The organism is Campylobacter concisus (genome assembly GCF_003048905.1).
GTDB classification, from domain to species: Bacteria; Campylobacterota; Campylobacteria; order Campylobacterales; family Campylobacteraceae; genus Campylobacter_A; species Campylobacter_A concisus_V.
This window is the reverse complement of the sequence record NZ_PIRO01000001.1, coordinates 973,047-998,105: the sequence shown is the minus strand read 5'-3', so window position 1 is coordinate 998,105 and position 25,059 is coordinate 973,047. Positions and strand designations below refer to the sequence as shown.

Annotated in this window: 26 protein-coding genes; 20 read left to right on the top strand and 6 right to left on the bottom strand. The window is 36.7% G+C overall.

Annotated features, from left to right (window positions below; all coding sequences use genetic code 11):
• Positions 1-9: 9 nt before the first annotated feature.
• The 8 genes from CVS95_RS05070 to CVS95_RS05035 all read left to right on the top strand — a co-directional run bounded on the left by CVS95_RS05070 (position 10) and on the right by CVS95_RS05035 (position 10,933).
• The gene (locus tag CVS95_RS05070) at positions 10-1,611 is read left to right on the top strand and encodes a glycosyltransferase family 2 protein (RefSeq protein ID WP_103647100.1); all 1,602 of its coding nucleotides are present in this window, start codon (positions 10-12) and stop codon (positions 1,609-1,611) included.
• Positions 1,587-4,793, top strand: a complete 3,207-nt coding sequence (locus CVS95_RS05065; RefSeq protein WP_103647099.1) for a radical SAM protein — start codon at positions 1,587-1,589, stop codon at positions 4,791-4,793. The genes CVS95_RS05070 and CVS95_RS05065 overlap by 25 nt, the downstream gene beginning before the upstream one ends.
• Positions 4,786-5,721, top strand: a complete 936-nt coding sequence (locus tag CVS95_RS05060) for a UDP-glucuronic acid decarboxylase family protein (protein ID WP_103647098.1) — start codon at positions 4,786-4,788, stop codon at positions 5,719-5,721. The genes CVS95_RS05065 and CVS95_RS05060 overlap by 8 nt, the downstream gene beginning before the upstream one ends.
• A gap of 85 nt (positions 5,722-5,806) precedes the next feature.
• Positions 5,807-6,508, top strand: a complete 702-nt coding sequence (locus CVS95_RS05055) for an IS1595-like element ISCamsp1 family transposase (protein WP_107695784.1) — start codon at positions 5,807-5,809, stop codon at positions 6,506-6,508.
• Positions 6,509-7,152: 644 nt separating this feature from the next.
• Entirely contained in the window at positions 7,153-7,455 is a 303-nt protein-coding gene (locus CVS95_RS05050; RefSeq protein WP_087584838.1) for a hypothetical protein, read from the top strand.
• Positions 7,433-7,978, top strand: a complete 546-nt coding sequence (locus tag CVS95_RS05045; protein ID WP_103618894.1) for a hypothetical protein — start codon at positions 7,433-7,435, stop codon at positions 7,976-7,978. Before CVS95_RS05050 ends, CVS95_RS05045 begins: the two co-directional genes overlap by 23 nt.
• Before the next feature lie 152 nt (positions 7,979-8,130).
• Positions 8,131-8,493, top strand: coding sequence for a plasmid mobilization relaxosome protein MobC (gene mobC / locus CVS95_RS05040; RefSeq protein WP_084109992.1), 363 nt, complete (start codon positions 8,131-8,133; stop codon positions 8,491-8,493).
• Positions 8,483-10,933, top strand: a complete 2,451-nt coding sequence (locus tag CVS95_RS05035) for an aminotransferase (protein WP_107695783.1) — start codon at positions 8,483-8,485, stop codon at positions 10,931-10,933. Before mobC ends, CVS95_RS05035 begins: the two co-directional genes overlap by 11 nt.
• A gap of 58 nt (positions 10,934-10,991) precedes the next feature.
• Here the strand turns inward: CVS95_RS05035 and CVS95_RS05030 are convergent, their stop codons facing one another.
• Together CVS95_RS05030 and CVS95_RS05025 are read right to left on the bottom strand one after the other, a co-directional pair.
• On the bottom strand, positions 10,992-12,206 hold the full coding sequence (locus CVS95_RS05030) for an ATP-binding protein (protein WP_103618892.1): 1,215 nt from the start codon (positions 12,204-12,206) through the stop codon (positions 10,992-10,994).
• A gap of 304 nt (positions 12,207-12,510) precedes the next feature.
• The gene (locus CVS95_RS05025; RefSeq protein WP_103618891.1) at positions 12,511-12,750 is read right to left on the bottom strand and encodes a hypothetical protein; all 240 of its coding nucleotides are present in this window, start codon (positions 12,748-12,750) and stop codon (positions 12,511-12,513) included.
• Positions 12,751-12,802: 52 nt separating this feature from the next.
• Between CVS95_RS05025 and CVS95_RS09980 the strand changes: the two genes are divergently transcribed.
• The 7 genes from CVS95_RS09980 to CVS95_RS04990 all read left to right on the top strand — a co-directional run bounded on the left by CVS95_RS09980 (position 12,803) and on the right by CVS95_RS04990 (position 17,285).
• Positions 12,803-12,943 carry a hypothetical protein gene (locus CVS95_RS09980; RefSeq protein WP_413784119.1) on the top strand — a complete coding sequence of 47 codons (141 nt, stop codon included), beginning with the start codon at positions 12,803-12,805 and terminating at the stop codon, positions 12,941-12,943.
• Positions 12,940-13,476, top strand: coding sequence for a DUF1722 domain-containing protein (locus CVS95_RS05015; protein ID WP_103618890.1), 537 nt, complete (start codon positions 12,940-12,942; stop codon positions 13,474-13,476). Before CVS95_RS09980 ends, CVS95_RS05015 begins: the two co-directional genes overlap by 4 nt.
• A gap of 156 nt (positions 13,477-13,632) precedes the next feature.
• Entirely contained in the window at positions 13,633-14,127 is a 495-nt protein-coding gene (locus CVS95_RS05010) for a lactate racemase domain-containing protein (RefSeq protein ID WP_230862241.1), read from the top strand.
• Positions 14,128-14,129: 2 nt separating this feature from the next.
• Entirely contained in the window at positions 14,130-15,548 is a 1,419-nt protein-coding gene (gene larC, locus CVS95_RS05005) for a nickel pincer cofactor biosynthesis protein LarC (protein ID WP_103618889.1), read from the top strand.
• Positions 15,520-16,299, top strand: coding sequence for an ATP-dependent sacrificial sulfur transferase LarE (gene larE / locus CVS95_RS05000; protein WP_107695781.1), 780 nt, complete (start codon positions 15,520-15,522; stop codon positions 16,297-16,299). The genes larC and larE overlap by 29 nt, the downstream gene beginning before the upstream one ends.
• Complete coding sequence (gene larB, locus CVS95_RS04995; protein ID WP_103618888.1) at positions 16,286-17,032, top strand: nickel pincer cofactor biosynthesis protein LarB; 747 nt, start codon at positions 16,286-16,288, stop codon at positions 17,030-17,032. Before larE ends, larB begins: the two co-directional genes overlap by 14 nt.
• Positions 17,033-17,036: 4 nt before the next feature.
• Complete coding sequence (locus CVS95_RS04990) at positions 17,037-17,285, top strand: hypothetical protein (RefSeq protein WP_009295498.1); 249 nt, start codon at positions 17,037-17,039, stop codon at positions 17,283-17,285.
• A 160-nt stretch (positions 17,286-17,445) separates the two neighbouring features.
• On the opposite strand, the gene CVS95_RS04985 is transcribed toward CVS95_RS04990, so the two are convergent.
• The 4 genes from CVS95_RS04985 to CVS95_RS04970 are packed head-to-tail and all read right to left on the bottom strand — an operon-like array spanning position 17,446 to position 20,223.
• Positions 17,446-17,919, bottom strand: a complete 474-nt coding sequence (locus tag CVS95_RS04985) for an N-acetyltransferase (protein WP_103574089.1) — start codon at positions 17,917-17,919, stop codon at positions 17,446-17,448.
• Positions 17,920-17,927: 8 nt separating this feature from the next.
• Complete coding sequence (locus CVS95_RS04980; RefSeq protein ID WP_234400010.1) at positions 17,928-18,809, bottom strand: hypothetical protein; 882 nt, start codon at positions 18,807-18,809, stop codon at positions 17,928-17,930.
• 6 nt (positions 18,810-18,815) lie between these two features.
• The gene (locus CVS95_RS04975; RefSeq protein ID WP_103574087.1) at positions 18,816-19,187 is read right to left on the bottom strand and encodes an ASCH domain-containing protein; all 372 of its coding nucleotides are present in this window, start codon (positions 19,185-19,187) and stop codon (positions 18,816-18,818) included.
• Positions 19,165-20,223: a GNAT family N-acetyltransferase gene (locus CVS95_RS04970; protein ID WP_009295492.1), complete on the bottom strand. Its 1,059-nt coding sequence runs from the start codon at positions 20,221-20,223 to the stop codon at positions 19,165-19,167. Before CVS95_RS04970 ends, CVS95_RS04975 begins: the two co-directional genes overlap by 23 nt.
• A 243-nt stretch (positions 20,224-20,466) precedes the next feature.
• Here CVS95_RS04970 and CVS95_RS04965 point away from each other — a divergent pair, with 243 nt between their 5' ends.
• From CVS95_RS04965 to CVS95_RS04940, 5 genes are all read left to right on the top strand, one after another.
• Positions 20,467-20,937: a DUF2809 domain-containing protein gene (locus CVS95_RS04965; RefSeq protein WP_107695780.1), complete on the top strand. Its 471-nt coding sequence runs from the start codon at positions 20,467-20,469 to the stop codon at positions 20,935-20,937.
• The gene (gene ttdA / locus CVS95_RS04960) at positions 20,930-21,829 is read left to right on the top strand and encodes a L(+)-tartrate dehydratase subunit alpha (protein WP_103574086.1); all 900 of its coding nucleotides are present in this window, start codon (positions 20,930-20,932) and stop codon (positions 21,827-21,829) included. Before CVS95_RS04965 ends, ttdA begins: the two co-directional genes overlap by 8 nt.
• 442 nt (positions 21,830-22,271) lie before the next feature.
• Positions 22,272-23,294 (top strand): FecCD family ABC transporter permease, encoded by a 1,023-nt coding sequence (locus tag CVS95_RS04950; RefSeq protein WP_103574085.1) that lies wholly within the window; start codon positions 22,272-22,274, stop codon positions 23,292-23,294.
• Entirely contained in the window at positions 23,291-24,076 is a 786-nt protein-coding gene (locus tag CVS95_RS04945; protein ID WP_009295486.1) for an ABC transporter ATP-binding protein, read from the top strand. The genes CVS95_RS04950 and CVS95_RS04945 overlap by 4 nt, the downstream gene beginning before the upstream one ends.
• 23 nt (positions 24,077-24,099) lie before the next feature.
• On the top strand, positions 24,100-25,047 hold the full coding sequence (locus CVS95_RS04940; RefSeq protein WP_009649659.1) for an aldo/keto reductase: 948 nt from the start codon (positions 24,100-24,102) through the stop codon (positions 25,045-25,047).
• Positions 25,048-25,059: the final 12 nt, after the last annotated feature.

Below are 25,059 nucleotides of genomic sequence, written 5' to 3'. Positions count from 1 at the left end.
TAATAAAAAATGAAAAAGCCTAAAATCGGCGTGATAATAGCTTCATCTTTAAATAGAAACGATTTGCTTTTCTTGCGTTCATTGTATTCTGTTCTTAATCAAAACCGAAGTCCTGATTATGTCTTGATCGTTGACGATAATCAAAACGAGACAATAAGTAAAGATATACAGCGGAGAATTTTAGACCTAGAAAATAATAAAATTCACTACATAAAAAACCTACGAACTCCAAATATGAGTGGAACCGGAGCTTGGAACTCCGGGATTAAATGGTATGAAAAAATTTTTACTGAAGATGATTATATAGCTATTTTAGACGATGATGATAGCTGGTACGAAGAGTATATCGCTAGTTGTTATCGTGTGGTTACGTCATCGTCTAAAACACTTGATGCTGTGTTTGGTTTTATAAAACGAAGCGATTGCGAAATGTGTAATATTTTTGAAGTTAAAGACATAAACATTAATAACTTTTTAAAAGGCAATCCAGGCATTCAAGGTAGCAATATGTTTTTTCGTCTTGGCGCATTAAGAGCCATAGGCGGTTTTGATGAAACACTTGCAAGCTGTACGGACAGAGATTTGATGATTCGTTTTTTACAAAAGCACTCAAATGAAAATATAAAGATTATTCCAAAAATACTTGTCAATCACTTTGTTTCAAAAGATAGCGTTACTTCAAATTTTACAGCTAAAACAAATGGCTTAAATAGCTTTCACATAAAATATATTAGATTCTACTCTGAAGACTTGCTTGATCGAGCCTTGCAAAGAGCTAAAAGGCTTTTTAATTACCAAGAAACAGATAATATCAAGAAAATTTTTAACCTTACCCATAAATATGCCAAAACAGAAAAGATAGTAATTGGCGTTGCCATTCATAATAATAAAAGTACGATACGTCGTTGCTTGGAGTCGATCCTAGCGCAAAATGACCTAAAACGAGATGTTTGGATTTTGATAGTAGATGATGATTCCGGTGATGGTTGGAAAAATAGCGTTAGCGATATCCTTAAAAACGAAAAGGTTGTGGTGATAGATGTAAAAAATCACCACGCAGCCAAAACTAGAAATGATATAAACCGTCACATAAGAACACTTTTTGAAAATGTAGCATTTGTCGGTCGGTTAGATGCAGATGATGAATATGCTAGCCAAAATGTTCTTTCAAAGATAGAGCGTAAATTTGATAATATAAAGCCCGATGTTTTGGTAGCGGGAAACTACCTAAGGCTCGATGAAAAAGTTATTGATCGAGTTAATAAAGCAATGCCAAAGCTAGCTAATATGTCATATCTTTTAAATCGTTTAAAGCACATGAGTGATGGTATTGCCGAGGCAGAGCTTCCCTCTTGCAATCTTTTTATAACACCAAATAGTTTGCAAGACTATCCTGAAATTGCGAGCGCGGAAGATCATTTTTTACTTGTGCGGCTTTTACTCAATGATAAAAATTTAAAAATAGAATTTGCCGAGGATATTTTGCTTACGATTTATAATCTAAGCGGAACCAAAACAGCAGACAACAAGCAAACAGAAAAATACCTAAGTGCCAGGAAACAACTATATGAGGAAGCGTTACGGCTATGCAAAATGAAGCAAGAAAAATAAAAGCTAAAGATATCTTAGATGATATGGGGATAAAAGATATTCATTATCTCGGACAAGGCTTTGAAGGTGTCGTGTTTCATGATAATACGCATGTGTATAAAGTAATCATGCCGTTTTTTAAGGGTAAGAATAAATGGAATACCTATAGACATCTAACTTTTTTCTTTGAAAAAGAAGACTTTAAGTCATTTTATCATCTTGAAGAAGTAATAGAACACAAAAAGGTATTTATTCAAAAATATAAATACGAGCCGTCTACTCCAGTGGATAAATTTACGCAAAAAGATATTATTTTATTTTTGACTGAGTGCTGGCAAAAAAAGATTATAGTACAGGATTGCAAAAAAGAGAATTTTATTCGAGTAGGCGAAAATTTAAAACTAGTCGATATGGACGCTAGCGTATATTATAGCGATAATCTATTTTTAAATGCATGCATTAGAATGTATCTATTTTTACATGAGCAGGATAATCCGCAATTAAAAAAACTGCAAAGAAGCGCGGTTAATAATTTTGACCTACCCCAACTAGAGGGTGCGCGTGAATTTATAAACGAAGTGTTTTCTAGTATAATATTTGCAGAGTCGAAAATAGCATTTCAAGATATGCTAATAAATAAATTTTCAAATTTAGAGTATGAAATTTATAATGCAAAAACGCTCCCGCATCTTGAGGACTTATTTTTTTCAAAAATAAAAGAAAATCTCTATCTTTGCGATATTCAAATTTCGGATATTATTTTAAACGAAAACAATGATTTTGAACTACAGTCGATCGCTATCGGCTATAAAAGTTTGTTGCCGTTGAAAGAGAAGATTTCTCTACTTATAAAAACATGCGCGCAAGATGTTCAGACGATAGAAGCAAATATTAAACACATCGTCAAGCAACTCTCTTGCCCAAACGGTTTTTATGAAGTCGTAGTTTCTATCGATACGAAACAGAGTGATTTTGCTAGGCAGTTTACAGACAATGCCGACCTTCAAAAACTTATAAATATCGTTGAAAATTTACGTCAAAAACGCATAATTGATAGGTTTGTGATCTATGATACTAGCCAAACGGCCAGGATAAACAAAGAGTGGTTTAATATTGAAACTAATCAAACACACTCTGTAACAAATATCCCTATAAGCTCACAGCTTTACGCCTTTGAAAAATGCGAAGGTGATTATGTTTTACAGATGGATAGCGATGTGCTTATCGGTAGGTTAGATATCAACCACTCATTTTTAACCGATATGATAAGCGAAATTCAAAAAAATAAAAGTGTCTTATTTGTCGGTTTTAATATCTATAATCAAGAATCCAAGGCTTATTTTGGCTTTGAAAACGGCGGTTTTGTGCCAGAAGTTAGAATGGGGCTTTTTGATAAAAGGCGACTTTTTAGCGTTAGGCCTCTGCCAAATGAGATTGATGAAAATTTAAAATTACAACTTACTTGGTACCGTTCATTAGAAAAACTGCAAAAAGATACTGGATTTTGCTCTATAAGAGGCGGAGATAGGCGCAGCTACTATATCCATCCGCAAAATTACCGAAAAACAAACGCTTATAGCTGGATGAATATCTTAGATAGAGTGGAGCAGGGCTGTATACCGAATTTACAGTTTGGCGAGTTTGATTGCAATGGGTCGTTTTATGAGTGGTGTGCACCTAAGCGTAGTGAAAAGATGATAGTGCTCTCTTGTTTTAAGGATTTGTCTATCCATAAATTTTTACGCATGTGGTTTTCTTTGATTAGTCAAACATTTCAAGAATTCGGAGTTATTTTTTATGACGATTGCTCAAACTCCGGTATTTCAATATTTATCGAGCAAATCATTAAGCCCTATAAAGATAGGGTAACTTTCATCAAAGGTCGCACCTTGCAAACAAAAATGCAGTGCGAATATCTAGCAATTCATTATTATTGCGATAACCCAGAATCGATCATAGTATGTGTTGATACTGATGATGCGCTAATAGGCAAAGAAGCTCTTTTTGATATTTATAAAAAGTACGATATGTGGGGCGTAGATGTGACTTGCGGTCGCGTTCATCAGACGTATAGGCTTGAGCCGCACTATCGTTATCCGGTAAATTTTATAGAGCCGCGAAAAACTGGTGGTAATGTATGGCAACATCTAAAAACATTTAAAAAATATCTTTTTGACTCGGTTCCGCTTTCTTATTTTATGTACGAGGACAAAGAAGCAAAGTTAAGTAAGCGAAAATGGATAGAAAAGTGCGATGACTACGCCATGATGGTTCCTATAGTTGAAATGAGTTCGTCACCATTGCAGATGGATTTTATTAACTACTATTACGAGCGTGATTATGATAAAAAAGACGCAAATAGAGAAATTAAAGAGCAATCCATAAAAGAGATTCTTGAAAAACCGCCGCTATCGTCAAAAGATATAGTCAAAGGGCGAAAAAAGTTTCTTTCTAATTTGGATATGATCGAAATCGATATAACATTCGAGTGCAATCTAAAATGCAAGGGGTGCAATAGATCTTGCGGACACGCACCCTCGGCTGAGGCCATGACGATCGATGATATAAGGCATTTTGTTAGCGAGAGCAAATTTTTAGATAAAAAATGGAAGCTTATTAATATTTTGGGTGGCGAGCCTACTTTGCATAAAGATTTTTTGTGTATTGTTGAAATTTTACAAATAGAGTATGCGGATAGTTTTTATTCTGATGTTATTATTCAGGTTGTTTCAAATGGCTTTACAAAACAAGCAAAAGAGCTTTGTAAACAAGCCGAGCTATTTAAAAATGTTAGGATCGATTATGGTTCGTTTAAAACTAAAAATTTGGTTGATTATTTTACTCCTTTTAACGATGCGCCGATTGATGATATAAATTTTAAAGATGCCGACTACTCTACAGCTTGCTGGGTTGCTTCTTATTGTGGTATAGGCCTAAATAAAAACGGCTATTACGGTTGCTCTGTTTGTGGTAGTATTGATAGGGTTTTGGAAGGCAACAAGGGGGTAAAAAGTCTAAAAGAAGTAACAGCCGAAAAGCTACAAGAGCATTTTAAGGAGTTTTGTAAATATTGCGGGAATTTTAAAGATTACGCACCAAACCGAGGCGACTTTATCCCAAGATGTGAAAAGGCACCATTTAAAGAGAAAATTTCTAGCTCATGGAAACAAATATACGATAAATACAAGAGGCGTTATGAATAAAACTATTTTAGTTACCGGCGGGGCCGGCTTTATCGGGTCTCATTTATGCACAAGGTTTGTAAAAGAGTATCATAATGTGCTATGTCTTGATGACTTAAGTACTGGAGCGAGCGAGAATATAGCCCATCTAAAAAATTATCCAAATTTTACTCTTATAGAGCATGATATTACTAAGCCGTTTGATTATTTTATCGATGAAATTTATAATCTAGCATGTCCGGCTTCGCCCGTAAAATATCAAGCAGATCCTGTGAAGACTATTGAAACTTGTGTGTTTGGCGCAACAAATTGTTTGCGTCTTGCAAAAAAATACGGAGCGAAGATATTGCAAGCCTCAACCAGTGAAGTATACGGCGACCCAAAGCAGCATCCACAAAAAGAGGACTACTGGGGGAATGTAAATCCTATCGGTATTAGAGCTTGTTATGACGAGGGAAAAAGAGCTGCCGAGGCCTTGTGCAGTAGTTACAAGCAACAATATTATGTCGATGTAAAAATTGTGCGTCTTTTTAACTGCTATGGTCCAAATATGGCTAAAAACGATGGACGAGTAATCAGTAATTTTATAGTGCAAGCTCTTAAAAATAGCGATATAACGATCTTTGGTGATGGGTCGCAAACGAGAAGCTTTTGTTATATTGACGATACGTTGGATGTGCTTGTGAAATTTATGAACACAGATATAATGGGCCCAGTAAATATCGGCAATCCAGAAGAATATAGCATAAAAGAGATAGCACATATAATTATATCTTTGACGAATTCAAAATCACCCATCATATACAAAGAACTTCCGTCCGATGATCCTAAAAGGAGAAAGCCGGATATTACTCTCGCAAAAGAACTACTTGGTTGGACACCTAAAATAGGTATCAAAGACGGGCTGGAACGCACAATAGCATATTTTAAAAATTTAAACTTGTGTTAAATTTAGACCAAGCGGATTAGCTCCGCTCACGTCAATATAATTAAAGGCTCAAGATAAGTTAAAAACTTTCAAAGGAGTTTTAACTATGATCCTGCCGATGAAAAATAAGTATATAGTCCGTTCCCGAATTTCGCAGAAGAAATTTAGAGAAATTCTCAAGTATTTTGCAGAGGATATAGAGGCTACTAAAATAGCAAATTTAACCGGGATTTCTAGAATTTCCATCAACAAAATTCTAAAAAACATCAGAATTTTAATGGCTAGTGAGTGTGAAAAAATAAGTAAGTTTTCAGGTGAGATAGAGATTGACGAAAGCTACTTCGGAGCTAAAAGAGTAAGAGGTAAGAGAGGTAGAGGAGCAGCAAATAAAACTCCGGTGTTCGGTATGCTTAAAAGAGATGGCAAAGTCTATACCCAAATAGTTAAGAACTGCTCTGCTAGTGAACTAATACCAATACTATCGCAATATAGCGAGCTTGATAGCTCTACTATATACTCTGATTGTTGGAAAGCTTATGATGGATTAGTAGATTATGCAGCTTTAGCTCATTATAGAGTAAAGCATTCTAAGAATGAATTTGCTAATGGTAAAAACCATATAAATGGCATAGAAAATTTCTGGGGATACGCTAAACATAGACTAGCTAAATTTAAAGGCATCAAGAAAGAGAATTTTTTACTTCATCTAAAGGAGTGTGAATTTAGATATAATACTAAAACTACACAGGAAAACTTATATCAGAAACTGTTGAAATTGATAAGAGAGAATCCGCCTAACTTATCTTGAGCCTTATAAAAATAAAAGATCCAAAATATCTAAAGGTAAAATTTGAGAATTTGCTTGGAGAGTATTTGGTACGCAATTGATGATTATGTAATAATTTTTTATTTGGTAATTTAAAAATGTATGTGTTATTAATAATATTTTTATTTTTATACTCAAAAAAAAGTCACTTTTGGTCTGTAATTTTAAGATATTTGTTTCGATTCCTCGTATAAATACGAGCATTAAGTAATTTATAAGTATTTTTATGCTATACAATCAATTATAAGTAAAAACCCCTTGATATATCGTGCTTTTTAAAACATAAAACCATTTTTTTATTCTACTTACTATCAAATTCATTGACTCGACTATAAAAAAAGATTATAATGCTCACAATTTTTAAAAATAAAATATTTTTAACCAAAGGAGATTAAGATGATTAAAATTAGTTAAAAGCAGAGGTTCTATTTAAGTAATTAAAAGAGAACCCCCACATTAAGTTGGTGACACTCTTATTGTAATCGTTCTCTACTTTTAAAATACTTAAATAAAAAACTTCATTAGTACCAACCATATTGAGTTTATTGGGCACACTATAGGTATGTCTATTCGGTGAGATGGCTATTGCTGTCTCTTGATTTTTTAAATGGCAAAAAGGAGAAAAAATGCCAAATAAAAAAATAATTTTAAATGATTTAAAGGCTATTAGAAAAAATAAAACAAAAGAAGAGATTAAACAAGCATGCTTTGAAGCCTTGTTTCCACAACAAGCTACGATCAAAGAGTGCAGATTAGTAATCGAAAATCGTTATAGCGTAAAGCTATCAAACAAGGAATTTTCCAAATGGAGGAAAGAGTATGATGCAAAAAATGCAAATCAACCCTCTGATGCATGTCATATTCCAGAGCCCAAAGAAGACAAGAAAGAAAGTGAGGAGCTAAGCAATGGCGCTAACAATCAAGAGTAGTGATACAGCAGTTGCGGCAAATGCCGTAATTGCACTACAAGAACATGTTGAAATGGGCAATAAGGTTAGTGAAAATATTAGAAATAATATTGAGCTTTTTAATAAAACTGCGGATAGTTTTAATGGAGATTTTAAAGAAAAAATAGAGCTAATAAAGCAAGGAAGTACCGAACTTATAAGTGCAGCAAAAGAGGTCCAAAACAACTTTCAAAATACTCTAAAGAGTGCAGATAAAACTATATCAAAGATTAACTCATCTTTTAGCTCTTTGATGAAAAAGATAGTATATGCATTAATTGCCTTTTTATTTATAGAAGCACTCTTCTTTTTTGGCTACTTGTTTTATGATAGCCATAAGACAAATGAAACCAAAGCTGCACTACAAAATAGGCTAGATAAAGCACTTTATAACGTGTCTAATCTTAAAGGTTTTATCATTCATATCTACAATCAAGATAGCCAAAAAGCTAGCGAAGATTTTACTAAATGGCTAAACACAAATGGTGACAGCAGTGTTCAGTAGTAAGCAAATTTTTCTAATAGCAAGACACATACAAGGTATGACACTTCGTTTTCATACCTTGTATAATCTTGCTCTGCCGAGAGCTACAATGCTAGATGTAAGAAGCGTTAAAACGCTTCTTCTCGCTATCACATTTTATGAAAGGATATCATATGTCAAAAAATGTCAAGGATAAGGTGCTCTCCGCAAGGATCACTTATCAACAATACGATAAGTTATCTAAAATAGCTCTAGAGTTAGATATGTCAAGATCAGAAATCATTTCCTATCTTATAGATAATGGCACTGTAAATTCTGAATCCATAAAAAAGAAAGAGCTATATCCAGCAATCATTGCAAATTTTGCTAGACCTTTTAATAACATTAATCAAATAGCAAAGAAACTAAATATAGCTTATAAGACCAGTGGTAATATAGCTTTAGAAGTGATACTGCGAGCACAAGAAGATTTGTACAAAATTCAATCAGTGCTAACTGAAATTTTAAGCCTAATAAGGAGTAGATATGATAGTTAAGATCTCAAAGGGAGAAAAAGGCATAGCTGATTATCTAAAAACTGGCAAGAAAAGAGATTCAAAGCTAACTAGAGATGAAAAAGATGATAGATTGATACTAGCTGGAAATTTAGATCTTATCGAGATGTCTGAAAAACACCAGAGCAATAAAAAGAATAAGAAACATAACTACTATCATATATCCTTGTCTTTTACTTCAGAGGAGTGGAACAAGCTATATGAAAGTGGCAATATAGATGAGTTTATAATGGATTTTTTGAGGCTAACTTTCCCAAATCACGACATAGATGAGCTACTTTTTTATGCTGAAGCTCATCTGCCTATAATCAAAGAAGAGCCATATATTCCTCGCCCAGAAGGGGCACTAGAAAACAGAGTATTAAATAAAAAACATAAAAATGGCGAACCGTTAAAAAGAGAGCCTCATATTCATCTGATAGTCTCTTTTGAAAATATGAAATTTACTCATAGCGTAAAAACTGGTGGAGTCATATATACAAAAGGTGCAGCCAAGCAACAAGTAAAAGCTGTTATGGCTAAATCAGCAGAGAAATTTAAAAGAGTGGTTAATGACATCTTATCTAACAAGTATGGTCTAAATAATATAGAGCCTTTAGGCATGGATGAAGACCAACTAAATAAACAATATGAAAGCTTTAAAAGTGCAGCACAAAAGGTTAAGAAAGGCAAAGAAAAAGATACACGGATAAAGATAGAAACAGATGTTGTGATCGAGCCAAAAGCCAATACAAAAGAGCAAAATATAAGTGTTGAAGAGCTACTAGCTGATGCTAAAAATTCTACAGCTGATTATCTATTAAGAATGATAGAAGAAGACGAGAGTTTCAAAAAAGACTACTATGATAGGGCAAAGAGACTTAATGCAGTGGATATAAGAGAATTCTTGCCTATGATCAATGCAAAATTTAACATCACCGCAAAACCTGAAATGGTAAATGACAAATATAAAGTAAGAGTGGATGGGTTTAAGGGAACTTATAATCTAACTGATCTAATGTGTAAGATAGTCTATAATGGCAGAAAAGGAGCGTTATTTCACGTAGTTAATGAGCTAGAGCAAATGCTTATAGAACTTCGAGCCAATAAAAATGAGCCAAAGATAACATTAAGCGTAAGCAGTGACTTTGGCGCGCCAAATAAAGACCTAAAGGCTCAAGTGTTAAATAGCTGGAAAACGATACAAATAGAGCCATACAATCTAAAATCAATACTTAAAAACTATTCAGCTATATCAGTGGCAAGTTTCAAAGATAAAAGTGAAGAAGCTAGCGGTATTGATGGCATAACTCCTACGCTTATATATGATATAGATAACTCTAAATTTACTGCAAATGATGCTCAAAATTTACTACAAAGTAAAGGAATAAAAGGCTTCATATACCCAACCACCTATCAAGCACCGGATACAAAATTAGAGAAATTTAAACTCATCATACCCACAACAAAGGCTCCAAGCTTAAATGAATATGATGAATACATAAAAGAGATAACAAGAGAGCTTGGGTTATGTAACATAGTAAATAACTCCAGCCTATATCCTAGTAAATTTCACTACACTCCAGTGCCAGGATCTGAGGTTGTAAGCATTCGTGGAAAAACTTTGGATAATACAAGAGCCATTGAAGATGCTGGCTTAAAAACAGATATTAATAATATGGATATTAAAGCCATATATGAAGATTTACAAAATCAAAGAAAATATGAGCTTAGCCATGAACCAAAAGATACCAACTCACATATTAAAAGAGCAAGCTATCAGGCTATATCATCAAAGATTTCTATAAAAGAGTTAATAGAATACTTTGACGAGAGTACTGTGCTTAAAGAATATAAAAATCATCAAATACTTTCTGGCAATAGTGGCAGATATCTATACTTGCCAGAAGAAAACACAGCCTATTCTTTTAGCCAAAATAGACACTATACTCCATATATCTACATTAGAGATAAATTTTATGAAGCAGCTAGAAAGATAAAAACTGGGTTTTTTAATGATGATCTCATTCAAAAGCTAGGTATTACACAAAATGAATATGAAAGCTTCGTAAAAGGTATTGATGACCATCTAGATATAAATAGATACTATTTGGTATTTATCAATAGAATAGAAAACTTTAAAAAATATCTATCGGATATAGCTAAGATTAACTATAAAGGCTTAATTTATAATATAAAAACATATATGAAAGATTGGCAGGATATGCAAGGTTTTAATAAGCTAAAGGAGCGTTATAAAACAGATAAGATATATCTAACAGAGGATCATATATTATTTGGCTCACTAAAAATAACAAAGCAAGAGCTATACGATCAAGGACTTGATAAGAATTTTGGAGTAGAGCAATCAAAACAACCATCGAATATGATAGAGACTAAAGAACAGAGTGTAAAGTCAGGGTATGATGGTTTGGGAAGGTAGATTATCGTAAGCTGTTATAGAAGCCAAATTATTAGCATTGTATCTTCTTGGCCATCTCTCACCCCATAAATCCAAACGGCAATGCAAACATATCGTCATCTAGCTTTATAGCCGTATCTCCAGCATAAAAAACTATGCCCTTATCAAATTTACTTTGCAAATTCTCTTTTAGATGATGAATGTGCTTAAAGTCATCCTTGCTGATAGTTTTTGAGGACTTGACCTCTATGGCTATGAGTTTGCCTGATATCTCAAGGATAAAGTCTATCTCTTTTTGATCGCTCGTTCTATAATAATATATATTTGCTCTTTTTTTGCTACTTGTATTTGCCTTTAGTAGCTCATCAAATACAAATGTCTCATATATAGCACCTTTATATGAAGAATTTGCAAGCTCTTGTGCTGAAGAAATTTGTAGTAAGTGTGCCAGCACCCCTGTGTCGGTAGCAAAAATTTTAGGTGTTTTTATGAGCCTTTTTAGAGCGTTATTAAAATACGGTTGCAGCTTTTGGATCTGATATGTATGTTCAAGCACGCTAAAATAGCTATCAAATGTCTTATTGTCAAGCCCAGACTCTAGACATAGCTCGTTTTTATTAAAGATATTGCCACTTCTTAGCATACACAAGCGGTACATCGTGATAAATTTATCCATATTTCTTATGTTGCCTATCTCTTTGGCGTCTGATTCTATATATGTTCTTATGTACGAGCTAAACCATAGGTATTTTGATTTCTCTGAGCCTATCTTTGTGATCTCCGGGTAGCCGCCATTTATGATCTTTTCAGATAAGCCGTCGTTGTCATACTTCTTTAGCGCAAGATGGCTTATATCGCCACTTAAAATATCTATCAAATTTTCATCACTATGGCTTAACTCTTTTTGAGAAAGCGGATAGAGTTCCACTATGCCTATCCTACCAGCAAGTGAGTCTGATATATCTTTAAAGCCTTTTAAATTTGCAGAGCCAGTTAGTATAAACTGCCCGTTTGTTCTATCTTTATCTACAAATTCTTTTATTGCTAAAAGCAGTATGGGCACTCTTTGTATCTCATCTATTACTATGGGCTTATCGCAATGCTCTATAAAGCCTTTTGGATCGTTTCTCGCTGCTTCATATATATTTATATCGTCAAGTGTTATGTAGTTTGGTATATCTAAATTTAAAGCAAGGGTTGATTTGCCAACTTGTCTAGCTCCGCTTATCAAAAGCACAGGAAAGCTTTTCATATACTCTTTTATTTCGTCGCTTATGGCTCGTTTGATGTACATAGTATTTTATCCTTAAATATTTAGGAGTATAATACTACAATTTATATAAATTTACAAGGATGGGTTGGTTAAGATAATTGTATATTTAAATTTAATTCGAACTAAAACTGGCAAGATTAAGTCAGTCACTGTGATTTTCTATCATACTGAGTATTTTATTTGTAGAGTTTTAAGCAATATCACCTCAGATTTCCATATTGACAAATGGCAGTCAAATTTTCCCTCAAAAGGAGTAGCACAATAACCATTTTTGGAATATTGCACAAGATCTTTTATACTGCAACCTAACTTCCCAATAAATTTTTTACCTCATAACTTTATCCAGTAGCGATTTATAGCTATCCACAACGTCATAGACCACGCTATCATTACTAATAGCCTTAAAATGCTCCTTTGCACAGTGAATTTTGGACTCTTCTATTTGGCGAAGTTGCATAGAGTTCATAGACCCTTTAGTCTCCGCAACAAAATAAATGTGCTTGATATCACCATCATAAAATGCAATCGCCCTAAAAAGACAAGCCTCTCCAGATACATCAGTCATATATATAGACGAATTTAAAGGAAATATAGAAAAAGAGAAATATCAGCTAGCGATGTATGATAAAAACCGTAAACTAGTAGATATATTAAGAAATAGACATTCACAAACAATAAAAAATATAATAAACGAATTTGAAATACAACCACAAGTAGTTGTAATGGATATGTTTAAGCCATTTAGAAGCGTAAAATAAATAGTAATATAGTTCAGGCCCAAATAGTAGCAGATAAATATCATGTAATAAGACAAGGGATATGGGCATTAAGAGATTTAAGAGTAGAATTATTTAACAAAGACAATGAAAAGTATAAGAAGTTAAAAAAATATTGGAAAATACTAAGTAAAAGCCCAATAAGTCAGTTTAGTCAAAGACAAAAAGAAATATTAAAAGAGATATTAAAAGTAGATAAGACATTGAAAAAGATGTATAGAATAATAAAAGAATTTTACAAGATGTTTGAGAGCAAGACAGTAAAGACAATGAGAAGGAGAATAGAGCAATTAATTGAAAAATTGAGAGTATTTAATATAAAGCAAAGTATAAAACTAGCAGATACAATAACAAGTTGGAAAAAAGAGATAATAAATATAGTAGAATATAAAATAAACAATGGGTTTGTAGAAGGAAATAACAACAAAATAAAAGTAATAAAAAGAGTATCTTATGGACTAAGAAACTATGAAAGATTTAGAAAATTGATATATTTACGTCTTTGCAATAGATAGAGGTGTTTTTACACCCCTACTATTGACAAAGAACCATAATAAATTTTATCCGCTCTATAAATTTAAAAATTGAATACCCTTTTTAAATACATTTAAAAGAAAAATTTATATATAATCCTAAGATAAAAAATTAATAATTATACTTAAGGAACAAACGTGCAAATTCCTATTCGCTACGGCAAAGATGATATCATCGACCTAAGCGTTCCGGAAAAAAATTTACTGGGAGTTTTTAACCCCAACCCCGTGGCTAAATTCGACGAAACGGCACTCATCGCAAAGGCTCTGGCAAATCCGATAAATCAAAAAAGCTTCGATGAGTTTATCGCGGGCGATGAAAAGATCGTCGTCATCGTAAACGACGGCACGAGACCTACGCCGACAGCAAAAGTTTTAAAGCAAATTTACCCGAAAATCCGCGATAAAAATAAAATTTTCATCATCGCCACCGGCTGCCACAGAGAGGGCACGCTCGATGAGTACGAGATGATCTTCGGCAAAGAGATTTACGCGGAGCTTAACGTCAAAGGCGAAGTTCACGATCACGACTCCAAACACGACGAGATGGTCTTTTTAGGCGAGAGCAAAAAGGGTGCGGACGCAAAAATAGCCATCTTGCCGTTTGGTTCTATGACTGTGCCTAAGGTTTAAGTATGGCTAAAATTTTATACTATGATGCTAGCTGCGGTATTAGCGGCGATATGAATTTAGGCGCGCTGGTTGAGCTTGGCGCGGATTTTAGCTATCTTTGCGCCCAGCTTGCTAAGCTAAATTTAGCTAGCGAATTTTACCTACGCAAGCGCAAAGTGCTAAAATGCGGTATCTCCGCAACCAAAATAGACGTCGTTTGCGCGGCAAATCGGGGTCAGCTTCCGCTTGGCCTCTTAGGCGCTAAATTTAGCCCGCGTCAAAATTTAAACGGCAAAATTCACGGCGCCGAATTTAGAGCGGATAAGCCCGCCCAAAACCACCCGCGTCCGCGAAATTTCACGCAAATTTTAGAGCTTATCGAGAGCTCTAGCCTAAGCGCTTTTGTAAAAAAAACGGCAAGCGAAATTTTTAGCGTTATCGCGCGAGCCGAGGCTAAAATCCACGGCACTAGCGTAGAGCAAGTACATTTTCACGAAGTTGGCGCCGCAGACAGCATCGCGGACGTAGTGGGCGCGGCTATCTGCTTGGAGGCTTTGGGCGCGCCGCAAATTTTTGCTTCGCCTATCGAGCTTGGCGGCGGTTTTGCGCATTGCGCTCACGGCAGGCTAGCCGTACCGGCGCCTGCTGTTTGCGAAATTTTAAAAGGCGCGCAAGTAAGCCTAGGGCGGGCAAATTTCGAGACGACTACGCCCACGGGAGCGGCGATTTTAAAGGCCTGCGCGCTAAATTTAAGGGAGCAAGACCGCCGCGAGCCGCCGCAAAATTTTAAAATTTTAAGCACGGGCTACGGCGCGGGCGACAAAGAGGCCGCGGATTTTGCCAACGCGCTTCGCGTGATACTTTGCGAAACGAGCGAGGATTTAGGCTTGAAAGATGAGCCAAATTTGAGCGTGCAGATCGGCTATGGCGAGCTTTGCGAGCGGATTTTAATCTCCACTAATATCGACGACATGGACGCCGAGAGCTTTGCCTTTGCGTGCGATATTTTGCGAGATAGCGGCGCGCTGGACGTATTTAGCAGGTCTATTTTTATGAAAAAGGGGCGCGCGGGCTTTGAGCTAAACGCGCTGTGCCGCAAGCAGGACGCCGCGCGGATAAAGGGGCTAATTTTCGCGCATACGACGGCGATCGGAGTTAGAGAGTGCGCCGTGAGGAAAACGGAGCTTGCGCGCGAGTTTTGCGAGGTAGAGACTAAATACGGCAAAATAAGGCTTAAAATTTCGCGCGGCCGAGTTTGCGGTTTTAACGCCGAACAAAATTCGGCGGATGAAAATTTAGCCCGAAATTACCCCGAAATTTTAAAAATCAAGCCCGAATTCGAGGACTGCAAAAAAGCCGCGCAGAGATTTCAAACGACGATCCGCGAGGTTAGAAACGAGACTTTAAAAAAATATGACGAAACTAGAAATTCTAAAAAATGATATAAAAAAACTGGAAAATTTAGCCGTAGCGTTTAGCGGCGGCGTGGATAGCTCGCTACTGTTGCGCGTTGCCGCCGATACGCTAGGCCGGCGCGCGGTAGCTATCACGCTAAAATCGCCCTATATGTCGGGGCGCGAGATAAAAGAGGCGGTAGAATTTACCCGTACTTACGGCATCAGGCACGAAATTTTAGAGCTAGAAGCGCCCGAAGCGGTAAAAAATAATCCGCAAGATCGCTGCTACGTCTGCAAAAAGGCGGTTTTTACGCGGCTAATCGAGCTGGCAAGGCATCTAGGCTTTACAAACATCGCCGACGGTACGAACTTAGACGACCTTGGCGAATACCGCCCGGGGCTTAAAGCAAAAGACGAGCTTGGCGTGCTTTCGCCGCTTAAAGGCCTCAAAAAATCAGAGATTAGAGAGCTTAGCCACGAGCTTGGACTGCCGACCGCGGACAAACCCAGCTACGCGTGCCTTCTGACGCGCCTGCCGCACGATAGGGAGTTTTCCGCGGAGGAAATTTCGCTCGTGGAGCGAGCCGAAAATCTGCTAATCTCGCACGGATTTTTAAACATTCGCGCGCGATTTGACGGCAAAGCCTTTAAGCTGCAAATGGGTGCGAGCGAGACTAGGCGCTTTTGCGCGGGAGATTTTAGCGCCGTCGTACGCGAGATCGCCGCGCTTGGCGAGTATGATATTTTGCTTGATTTAAAGGGGCTTCGCGGGGAGATTTTAAATGACGAAAGATGAGGCTTTAAATTTCATCCGCGCCGTAAAATCGGGCGAAAAAAGCGAGCGCGAAGCGATAGAGTTTTTACGGGATTTTCCTTTTAGCGACGCGGGCTGCGCCAAAATCGACACCCAGCGCGCATTGCGAAACGGCGCGGGCGAGGTGATCTACGGCGCGGGCAAGACGGATGATGAAATTTTGCGTATCGCAGAGGCGATCGGCGCGAGAGGGCAAAATATCCTAATCACGCGCACGAACGAGCGGGTTTTTGAGCGGCTGCGCGAAATCTTACCGCAGGCGGAGTTTAACGCTCGCGGCCGCATCATCAGCGTCAAATTTAAAGAGCCTGCGCTCACGCAAAGCTACATCGCGATAGTATCTGCCGGCACCGCAGACGGCGCGGTCGTGGAGGAGGCGTACGAGACGGCGCGATTTTTAGGCAACGACGCGCGCAAATTTAGCGACGCGGGCGTGGCCGGGCTGCATAGGCTGATCGCAAATTTAGAGCAAATACGCGGCGCAAAGGTCGTGATCGCGGTGGCGGGCATGGAAGGCGCGCTAGCTAGCGTGCTGGCAGGTCTTGTTAGCGTGCCGGTGATCGCGGTACCCACCAGCGTGGGATACGGAGCGAGTTTCGGCGGGCTGGCGGCTCTGCTAGCGATGCTAAACAGCTGCGCAAACGGCGTCAGCGTCGTAAATATCGACAACGGTTTCGGCGCCGCGTATAACGCGAGCCTGATAAATCATCTCTAAATTTATGTCCGTGCGCTGGTCAAATTTAACGGTTAAATTCGAGTGCGAGAGCCTATCGATCACAGAAGCAAACCGCAACAGCTACCAAGCCGTAATAGCGCAGTGGCACAATAGCAAAGACGGTAAAGATAAACAAGCGAAGATTGGCGGCGGAGAGCAAACCTATAAGCTAAATATCCCCAAGCCAAAATCAGACAATGAAGCCTTAAAAAGGGCGAAGCCAAGCCAAACGAACTACAACGCGGCGGAATAAACGGCTAGCTTACCGCCACTGGTAGAGAGCTAAGGGCCGGCGTAAAACTAAAAATAACCGGCGTAACCAGACTTGAAAATGTAAAATTTAGTATTAAAAGCGTATCGCATAATCTAAACACTACAAGCTATATGATTGATCTGGAGTTTGAGGGGTAGGATTATATCTGATTATAAAAATATTCTTTCTTACCTTTTCTATAGTAGCCATCTATAACATCAGTAAGTTCGAATCTAAAATATTCAAATATGCGCTTAAACTCTACTAATTTTTCTTCCGACACCGTGAGAAATGGTTTTTCTGTTTCTAATTCCATAAAGCTTTGTTTAAAAAGTTTTATTCCGTATCCTTTATTTTTATAAGGGGGCATAACAGATAAGTGGCATAATTTTTTTTCGTTATATTTTAGTATAGCAAGACCCCTTAGATTATTATCATCGCAGGAAGTTATAATTTTTTTTGTTCCGTCTTTTAATGACGGCAGCACATTTGTAAAATACCAAATATCAAAATTGGGGTAGTATGTTTTTGCATCTTTGATATAGTTATATAATGTATATTTATTCTGTATCTCTGCCTTTATAGGCCAAATGTGATTTGATGTTAAGACAATTGAGGGGTCATAGAATATCATTTAAAAAATCACTTTATAAGGCCATAAATAAAATTAGACGCTATGGTTACTAACACCACGAATAACAGGAATTTGTATTTTTCAAATTTTGAACTTTTATGATGAAGGCTTTTTAAAAAGAGTTGATACGATTCTATGCACCCACCACTAAGATTACTCTCCTTAAACTGATAGACCGTCATATTTAAATCGGTATCATAACCTATATATTCACGCCACAAATCATCCTCCAAAACCCTAAAACTTTTTATTGACTTATTTTTTTCTAGTAGTTCCGTAGTAGAATCTAGTATAATAAATGTATTAATTTCCTTAAATTTTATTTTATTATCTATTTGCTTTGTAAAGCGTCTATCCAAATTTATAGATATGCCGGTGATTTTTATAGCTTTAATAAAAGGGTTAGCCATAGTATCTGAGAGCATTGTGTCAGATATTTTATCCTTAATATTTGTAACTCTAAATCTGAAATAACTATTTTTTTGTTGTTCCTTTACGCTCATTGTAATACTTGTATCATTGTTGATGGTGGTATTACAGAGCTCAATATTACCAAGGTCATACTCTTTTAATCTAAAACTTGATTTATTTTTATCCAGATGTGTTTCTTCGTTAAATATCATGTTTATGGTTTTACCATCACACAAGCGATCCTTGATGTCTATAAAATCAGTTTTGTATATTTTAAAAGGGAGTGTGATATTTATGTTAAAGTTTCTACTAATGTTATTGTATTCTTTCCTGGATACCAATACCCCAATTTCAATATATGAGTTTTCGTTATTGTTTGGCAAAAACAGGTTGATGTGAAGTATAGCTTCTATTTTGTCTGCAATATCAGAATCTGCACAAATTGCTATAGGCCATGCGATTGAGTTTTTTTTATTCATAGTTTTTTATCCAATATACATAAACGATTGTGGTGCCACAAAATTTGGGTATTGCAAATAAGGACAAATTGCCTCTTTATATTTATTTGCGGATTTAATCTTAATGGCAAAACCGGTACTCTTGCCATTAAAGTATTTTAGATATCTTTCTTTATCTATACCGGCATCCATACTTGTTTTACTCCATAGTTCTTCTGGGCTTGCCTCCAAAATATTATCAACTATAAATTCTCCTATAATTTTTCCAACTGGCTTTGTGGCATATACTTTAATCTTATTAACGTTTTTTTTAAATTTTACCTTTCTAAACTCAAATTTTTTCGTACCATCAAAAATAGCCTCAGCGAATTCCGGCTTAATGGATAATAATGCTGTCATTTACTAAACCTTCTTTTAAAATTGCAAAAAAAGCCTCATCTGTAAGCTTCACAAAACCCCAGTAGGCTTCTTCGTGACCTATAATTTCTCTAATCTTCTTTAAAATAACACGTCTTTTAAATGATATATTGTATGCCATTTTTATTATTTTTGTGTAACTTTTTTTGATAAATATATTCTCTAATTCATCATCAGTAAATATATTATGAGGCTTGCAGTACTTGATGAAATCATACAAGTCACTAAAACTGGATAAATCTTTATATTCTTCTACAACGCACAAAGAGGTTACGACCGATGAATAGTTCGCGCTTTGGGCATTTTTATCTTTTGTTCTATAAATGAGCAAGCAGTCGCCTCTCTTGAGTTGCTCGACACCTTTCATTTCCGTTATATACACCTTATGAATACTATTTGATTCAGACATGTCTTTTAGTATGTCATAGCTTTCTGTGTTTAGCATAGAGTCCGAGAACATACCAGTATGATATTTTGGGTATATACTTAAAAGATATTTGTCGCTTGTCGCATTAATAGCCGGATAGTCCAGCAGTATATCATTTTTTAGCGCCTGCACATGAGTTGGTATATTTTTTGTTAATACTAGCTCATTGATTTTTTTGCCATGCTGGACAAACCCATATCTTTTTAATAATTTTATTAAAGGTGCTTGTTTTTCAAAAGACGTTACATAGATATTATAAATGTTGTTTGCTACGGCAAAATCAAAAATCTTCTTTATAATACGCTCTCCAAGCTTTGTCCCATGCGCATCTATTTTAAGAGTTCCTATCTTTAGCCATGTCACATTTGTGTCAAGTGCCGGACTTATATCCGTATTATCTATTGGGCTTTCTATTTTTAGATACAAAAAAGCCACTATCTTGGTATTATCAAAGAGTATATATGCTTTTTCGCCAGCGTCCGCTTTTTTCGCTATCCATGTATCAAAACCTTTATAGTCTTGCCTTAAAGAGTCGAAAAAGGAATCAGATGTGTTAATTTCACGTATATATTTCTCTTGGATATTTGACATTTTAACACCTCTTGAAATTTTCCAAGCAATTATATCAAAGATTATCTAATTTTATTCTTTTAAAGCCATCGCCGCAATATCGGCAAGGATCTTTAAAAGTATTTTTTGAATTTAAAACGATAATAAAAAGATTAAAAAATTTACGTTTCAAATCAAAGTGAAAAATGTGATGTTTTGGCCCACTTTTGATTTGAAACGTGGTTTTTGCAGCTAAATTTGAAGGCTAAATTTAAAAGGAAAGCGTTGCGAGAGGAAAATTTAAACGAGCAAAAGGCTGGACGGAGGGACGCAAAACAGCGCGAGCAAAAGGCGCAAACAAGACAAAGCACGCGAACTAGGCTAGCGTTTTTAGCCACGGCGGTTTTGATTTTAGCGGCTGAAATTTACATCGCGATCTGCGTAAAGGGCGGCTTCGTGCGCCACTACGTGGGCGACGTTTTGGCCGTCGTCTTACTTTACGCTTTGGCGCGGGCTGCTTTTAGCGTGCCGCCTTTAAATTTGCCGCTTAAAATTTTCGCGTTCGCAGCGGCTTTGGAGCTAGCGCAGTATTTTGGCGCAGTGCAAATTTTAGGCATAGAAAATAAAATTTTAAAAGTAATGATCGGCGGAACGTTTGATTTCGCCGATCTGCTCTGCTACGCTGCGGGTTGCGCCCTGGCGGGCGCTTATGAAAAATTTGAAAGTAAAATTTCACAAAGGAGAAGCGATGGATAAAGAAAAAGCCGTGCAAAAGATGACCGAGGTCATGGCGAAATTTGTCGGCTACACGGGCAAGGTGCTGCCTGACGACGTGACGGCGAAGCTGCTGGAGCTTAGTGAGCTTGAAACGCAGCCACTGGCAAAGGAGATCTACAAAACGATGTTTGAAAACCAGCGCCTTGCAAAGCAGCTAGACCGCCCGTCCTGTCAGGATACGGGAGTGATCCAGTTTTTCGTGTGCTGCGGCGCAAATTTCCCGCTCATCGGCGAGCTTGAAGAGCTATTGCGCGAAGCCGTACTGCGGGCGACGCGAGAGGCTCCGCTACGCCACAACAGCGTCGAGACCTTTGACGAGTACAACACCAGCAAAAACGTCGGCAAGGGCACGCCTAGCCTGTTTTGGGAGATCGTGCCGGATAGCGGCGAGTGCGAGATCCACACCTATATGGCGGGCGGCGGCTGTAGCCTGCCTGGCAAGGCGACCGTGCTAATGCCCGGCATGGGCTACGAGGGAGTCGTGAAATTTGTGATGGATATAATGACCAGCTACGGCATAAACGCCTGTCCGCCGCTATTAGTGGGCGTTGGCGTGGGCACCTCGATCGACGTGGCGTCCTTGCTATCCAAAAAAGCACTGATGAGGCCGCTTGGCTCGCGCAATCCAAACGACCGCGCGGCTCTAACCGAAAAGCTGCTCGAAGAGGGCATAAATAAAATCGGCCTGGGTCCGCAAGGCATGAGCGGCGCGAGCTCCGTGATGGGCGTGCATATCGAAAACTGCGCCCGCCACCCAAGCGTCATCGCCGTCGCCGTAAACGTGGGCTGCTGGTCGCACCGCAAAGGCCACATCGTCTGGGACGAGCAGCTAAATTTTGCCGTAAAATCGCACAAGGAGTTCGCGCTATGAGTAAGAAAATTTTAACCACGCCGATCGCGCCCGAGGATCTAGCAGATATCAAAATCGGCGACGTGATCTACCTCACGAGGCACATCAGTTTGTAGATTTGGCTAGCACACAAAGAGAGCTAGCAGATGAATTAGGAGCTAAGTTTTTAGAATTTTGTAGTTCATACCTAAATGAAAAATGTGTTATTGCCAAAAGTGAATTTACTTACTAAGAATCTTTTTTGCCAGCAAGCCTAACTATCTAAGCCTACACTAAAAAACCGACTGCTAACACAACAATGGTAGATGCGTACATTGGTAATGTGCATTTTAGGTTAAATTATTATTATGTATATGAAGAGTATGATGATGACCATTTTAAAGATGAATATGCGTATCAATATCCTTGACTTTCAAATATAGCAAGTGCTATAATATAACTATTAATTAGAAAGAGTGGATAAATGGGGAAAGGTTTCTTTAAGAATAAAAAATTATGCATATTGGTTCTCTTTGTATTGCTATTGCTTTTAATACTAACTTTTATTTGTTTAGGAAGATATCCGGTTAGCCCCTATGAAGCATTTATGATTATATACAAAACAATAACCGGAGATGTTAGCGGCTTAGGCGTACATGAAACTAGTGTAGTAATTGACATAAGACTACCTAGAATACTTATGGCAGTTTTAGTAGGTGCAGGGCTATCACTGGCAGGAGCAGCATATCAAACTGTTTTTTCAAACCCTTTAGTTAGCCCGGACTTACTAGGGGTGTCTTCAGGAGCAGGTTTTGGGGCGGCTTTATCTATATTATTATCCCTAGACATGATAGTGACTCAGCATGTTTCTTTGCTTCTGGGGCTTTTAGCAGTTTATATAGTTTTAAACCTATCCAGAGTAAAAAAACGAACAGATTTGTATGTGTTAGTTTTATCCGGAGTAATTGTAAAGTCACTATTTGATGCTTCAATATCATTTATTAAATATATAGCAGATCCGGAAGATAAGCTTCCAACTATCACTATGTGGTTGCTGGGAAGTTTAGCAAGTGTATCCTATAGAGACCTTGTTATTTGTTCAATAATAATAATACCTTGTATTTTCGGCTTCTTTCTATTAAGGTGGAAATTGAATCTTTTATCTCTAGATTCTGATGAGGCTAGGTCTTTAGGAATTAATGTAAAAAAATTACGTATTGTGGTTATCTTACTCTCAACATTGATAACTGCAACTACAGTTTCTGTATGTGGAATTATAGGATGGATAGGTTTAATAATTCCCCATTTGGCGAGAATGGTTATCGGAAATGATAATAGGTACCTTATTCCAACTTGTTGTGTTATGGGAGCAATTTATTTATTACTGATAGATACCCTTTCAAGAGCAGCTACAAGCAATGAAATTCCCATTTCAATATTAACAGCATTTATAGGTGCGCCATTATTCATAACTATACTTAGAAAGAATTCGGGAGAAAGAAGATGATACTCCAAGTTAAAAAAGGTACTTTTTCATATGACAAGAGAAAAATTTTAAAAGATATTTCATTTGATTTAAAAGAAGAAGAAGTAATGTCCATTCTTGGACCCAATGGGGTGGGTAAAACTACTTTCTTAAGGTGTCTTATGGGGTTTTTAAAATGGGACACGGGAAAAGCCTTATTGTTCGGCAAAGATATAAATGAATATGCAGAAAAAGAATTATGGGAAAACTTAAGTTATGTTCCTCAAGTTAAGAAAAGTGTGTTTAGTTATGGGGTTTTAGAAATGGTTGTGATGGGTTTAGACAAGGAAAACAGTTTTTTCCATATCCCTACGAAGGAAGATTATGATAAAGCTTATGAAACTTTAAAAGAATTAGGAGTTGAAAAGCTATCAAATAGATACTGTGATGAGCTATCTGGAGGAGAGCTTCAAATGGTTATGATTGCGAGAGCTCTTGTTTCTAATCCAAAACTTCTTATTTTAGATGAACCGGAATCAAACCTGGATATGAAGAATCAAATTAGAATCATAGAGGCAATTAAACATATAAATGTAAATAAAAAATCTGCTTGCATAATAAACACTCATTTTCCTAGTCATGCATTGCAGATATCTGACAAAACTTTGTTTATCGGTAGTGACTACAAAACAACCTTTGATGAAAGTTCGAAAGCCATTACTGAAGATAACTTACAAAAGTATTTTCAGATCAAAGCTAAAATTTTAATTTTTCAAGCAGAAGAAGTTGAATACAAAACAGTTGCACCTTATAAAGCCATATAGAACTGTTAGAAGGAGGTTAATGAATGGAATATAGAAAATTAGGATCTACAGGCATACAAATTTCAAGAATATCTATGGGAAGTCATCACTTAAAGAATCCCCAAGATATAGATAAACATGCAGAAAATTTCTTCTATGCATATAAACAAGGAATAAATTTCTTTGAAACCGGCGATACTTATGGAAACAATTGTTCAGAACTTATATTAGGTACAGCCATAAAAGAAATGAAGAAGCATAAAAAACCATTTTATATTATGTCAAAGACACATGCCGGAGATTCTAAAACATTTCGAAAAAATCTTGAAAATTCTTTGAAGAATTTAGGAATAAGTTGTATTGACTCCTTTACTTGTCTTTGGGGTGTAAAATCTTTTGAAGAATGGAGAGGAGCTAAAAACTATGGAGCTATAAGAGAGATGGAAAAAGCAAGAGAAGAAGGACTTATTAAGCATATTACTTTTTCTTCACACTTACAAAATAAAGAACTAATTGAGATGATTGGGGAGTATAAATTTGATTATAGTTTACAGGGCTTTAATATAATTAATTCCAAATACAGATTAAAAGGAATAATGAAGACTCATGAAAAAGATATAGGGACAATAGCTATGAATCCGCTGGCAACAGGAGACTTGTTGCTTTATGAAGATATATTTAACGCTATTCGTATAAAAGAAGACCAAACTTTGGTTCAAGCGGCATATGCATATATTCTGTCCTTTCCTTTTATAGATTCTGTACTGGGAACCTTTAATTCAAAAGATGAAATTAATGAAGCTATTAAAACCCTATATCAAGAACCTTACTCTGCTAAAGAAAGGAGTGAACAAGAAGGAAAATTAAAAGAAAGAATTAATCAAGTTGATTTAGAAAGAAAGATAGAAGTTGGCAAAGCTCTTAGACAAAGACCTCATATATTAAGAGAAGAAGTTGCAGATTTGTTTGGAGTTTATCCACTAAGTGTATAATTTTCAAAGGAG

What these genes read in the sequence shown, in the direction of transcription:
- CVS95_RS05070 (WP_103647100.1), top strand. Translation starts at nt 10, where the DNA reads ATGAAAAAGCCTAAAATCGGCGTGATAATAGCTTCATCTTTAAATAGA.
- CVS95_RS05065 (WP_103647099.1), top strand. Translation starts at nt 1,587, where the DNA reads ATGCAAAATGAAGCAAGAAAAATAAAAGCTAAAGATATCTTAGATGAT.
- CVS95_RS05060 (WP_103647098.1), top strand. Translation starts at nt 4,786, where the DNA reads ATGAATAAAACTATTTTAGTTACCGGCGGGGCCGGCTTTATCGGGTCT.
- CVS95_RS05055 (WP_107695784.1), top strand. Translation starts at nt 5,807, where the DNA reads ATGATCCTGCCGATGAAAAATAAGTATATAGTCCGTTCCCGAATTTCG.
- CVS95_RS05050 (WP_087584838.1), top strand. Translation starts at nt 7,153, where the DNA reads ATGCCAAATAAAAAAATAATTTTAAATGATTTAAAGGCTATTAGAAAA.
- CVS95_RS05045 (WP_103618894.1), top strand. Translation starts at nt 7,433, where the DNA reads ATGGCGCTAACAATCAAGAGTAGTGATACAGCAGTTGCGGCAAATGCC.
- mobC (WP_084109992.1), top strand. Translation starts at nt 8,131, where the DNA reads ATGTCAAAAAATGTCAAGGATAAGGTGCTCTCCGCAAGGATCACTTAT.
- CVS95_RS05035 (WP_107695783.1), top strand. Translation starts at nt 8,483, where the DNA reads ATGATAGTTAAGATCTCAAAGGGAGAAAAAGGCATAGCTGATTATCTA.
- CVS95_RS05030 (WP_103618892.1), bottom strand. Translation starts at nt 12,206, where the DNA reads ATGTACATCAAACGAGCCATAAGCGACGAAATAAAAGAGTATATGAAA.
- CVS95_RS05025 (WP_103618891.1), bottom strand. Translation starts at nt 12,750, where the DNA reads ATGACTGATGTATCTGGAGAGGCTTGTCTTTTTAGGGCGATTGCATTT.
- CVS95_RS09980 (WP_413784119.1), top strand. Translation starts at nt 12,803, where the DNA reads ATGTATGATAAAAACCGTAAACTAGTAGATATATTAAGAAATAGACAT.
- larC (WP_103618889.1), top strand. Translation starts at nt 14,130, where the DNA reads ATGGCTAAAATTTTATACTATGATGCTAGCTGCGGTATTAGCGGCGAT.
- larE (WP_107695781.1), top strand. Translation starts at nt 15,520, where the DNA reads ATGACGAAACTAGAAATTCTAAAAAATGATATAAAAAAACTGGAAAAT.
- larB (WP_103618888.1), top strand. Translation starts at nt 16,286, where the DNA reads ATGACGAAAGATGAGGCTTTAAATTTCATCCGCGCCGTAAAATCGGGC.
- CVS95_RS04990 (WP_009295498.1), top strand. Translation starts at nt 17,037, where the DNA reads ATGTCCGTGCGCTGGTCAAATTTAACGGTTAAATTCGAGTGCGAGAGC.
- CVS95_RS04985 (WP_103574089.1), bottom strand. Translation starts at nt 17,919, where the DNA reads ATGATATTCTATGACCCCTCAATTGTCTTAACATCAAATCACATTTGG.
- CVS95_RS04980 (WP_234400010.1), bottom strand. Translation starts at nt 18,809, where the DNA reads ATGAATAAAAAAAACTCAATCGCATGGCCTATAGCAATTTGTGCAGAT.
- CVS95_RS04975 (WP_103574087.1), bottom strand. Translation starts at nt 19,187, where the DNA reads ATGACAGCATTATTATCCATTAAGCCGGAATTCGCTGAGGCTATTTTT.
- CVS95_RS04970 (WP_009295492.1), bottom strand. Translation starts at nt 20,223, where the DNA reads ATGTCAAATATCCAAGAGAAATATATACGTGAAATTAACACATCTGAT.
- ttdA (WP_103574086.1), top strand. Translation starts at nt 20,930, where the DNA reads ATGGATAAAGAAAAAGCCGTGCAAAAGATGACCGAGGTCATGGCGAAA.
- CVS95_RS04950 (WP_103574085.1), top strand. Translation starts at nt 22,272, where the DNA reads ATGGGGAAAGGTTTCTTTAAGAATAAAAAATTATGCATATTGGTTCTC.
- CVS95_RS04945 (WP_009295486.1), top strand. Translation starts at nt 23,291, where the DNA reads ATGATACTCCAAGTTAAAAAAGGTACTTTTTCATATGACAAGAGAAAA.
- CVS95_RS04940 (WP_009649659.1), top strand. Translation starts at nt 24,100, where the DNA reads ATGGAATATAGAAAATTAGGATCTACAGGCATACAAATTTCAAGAATA.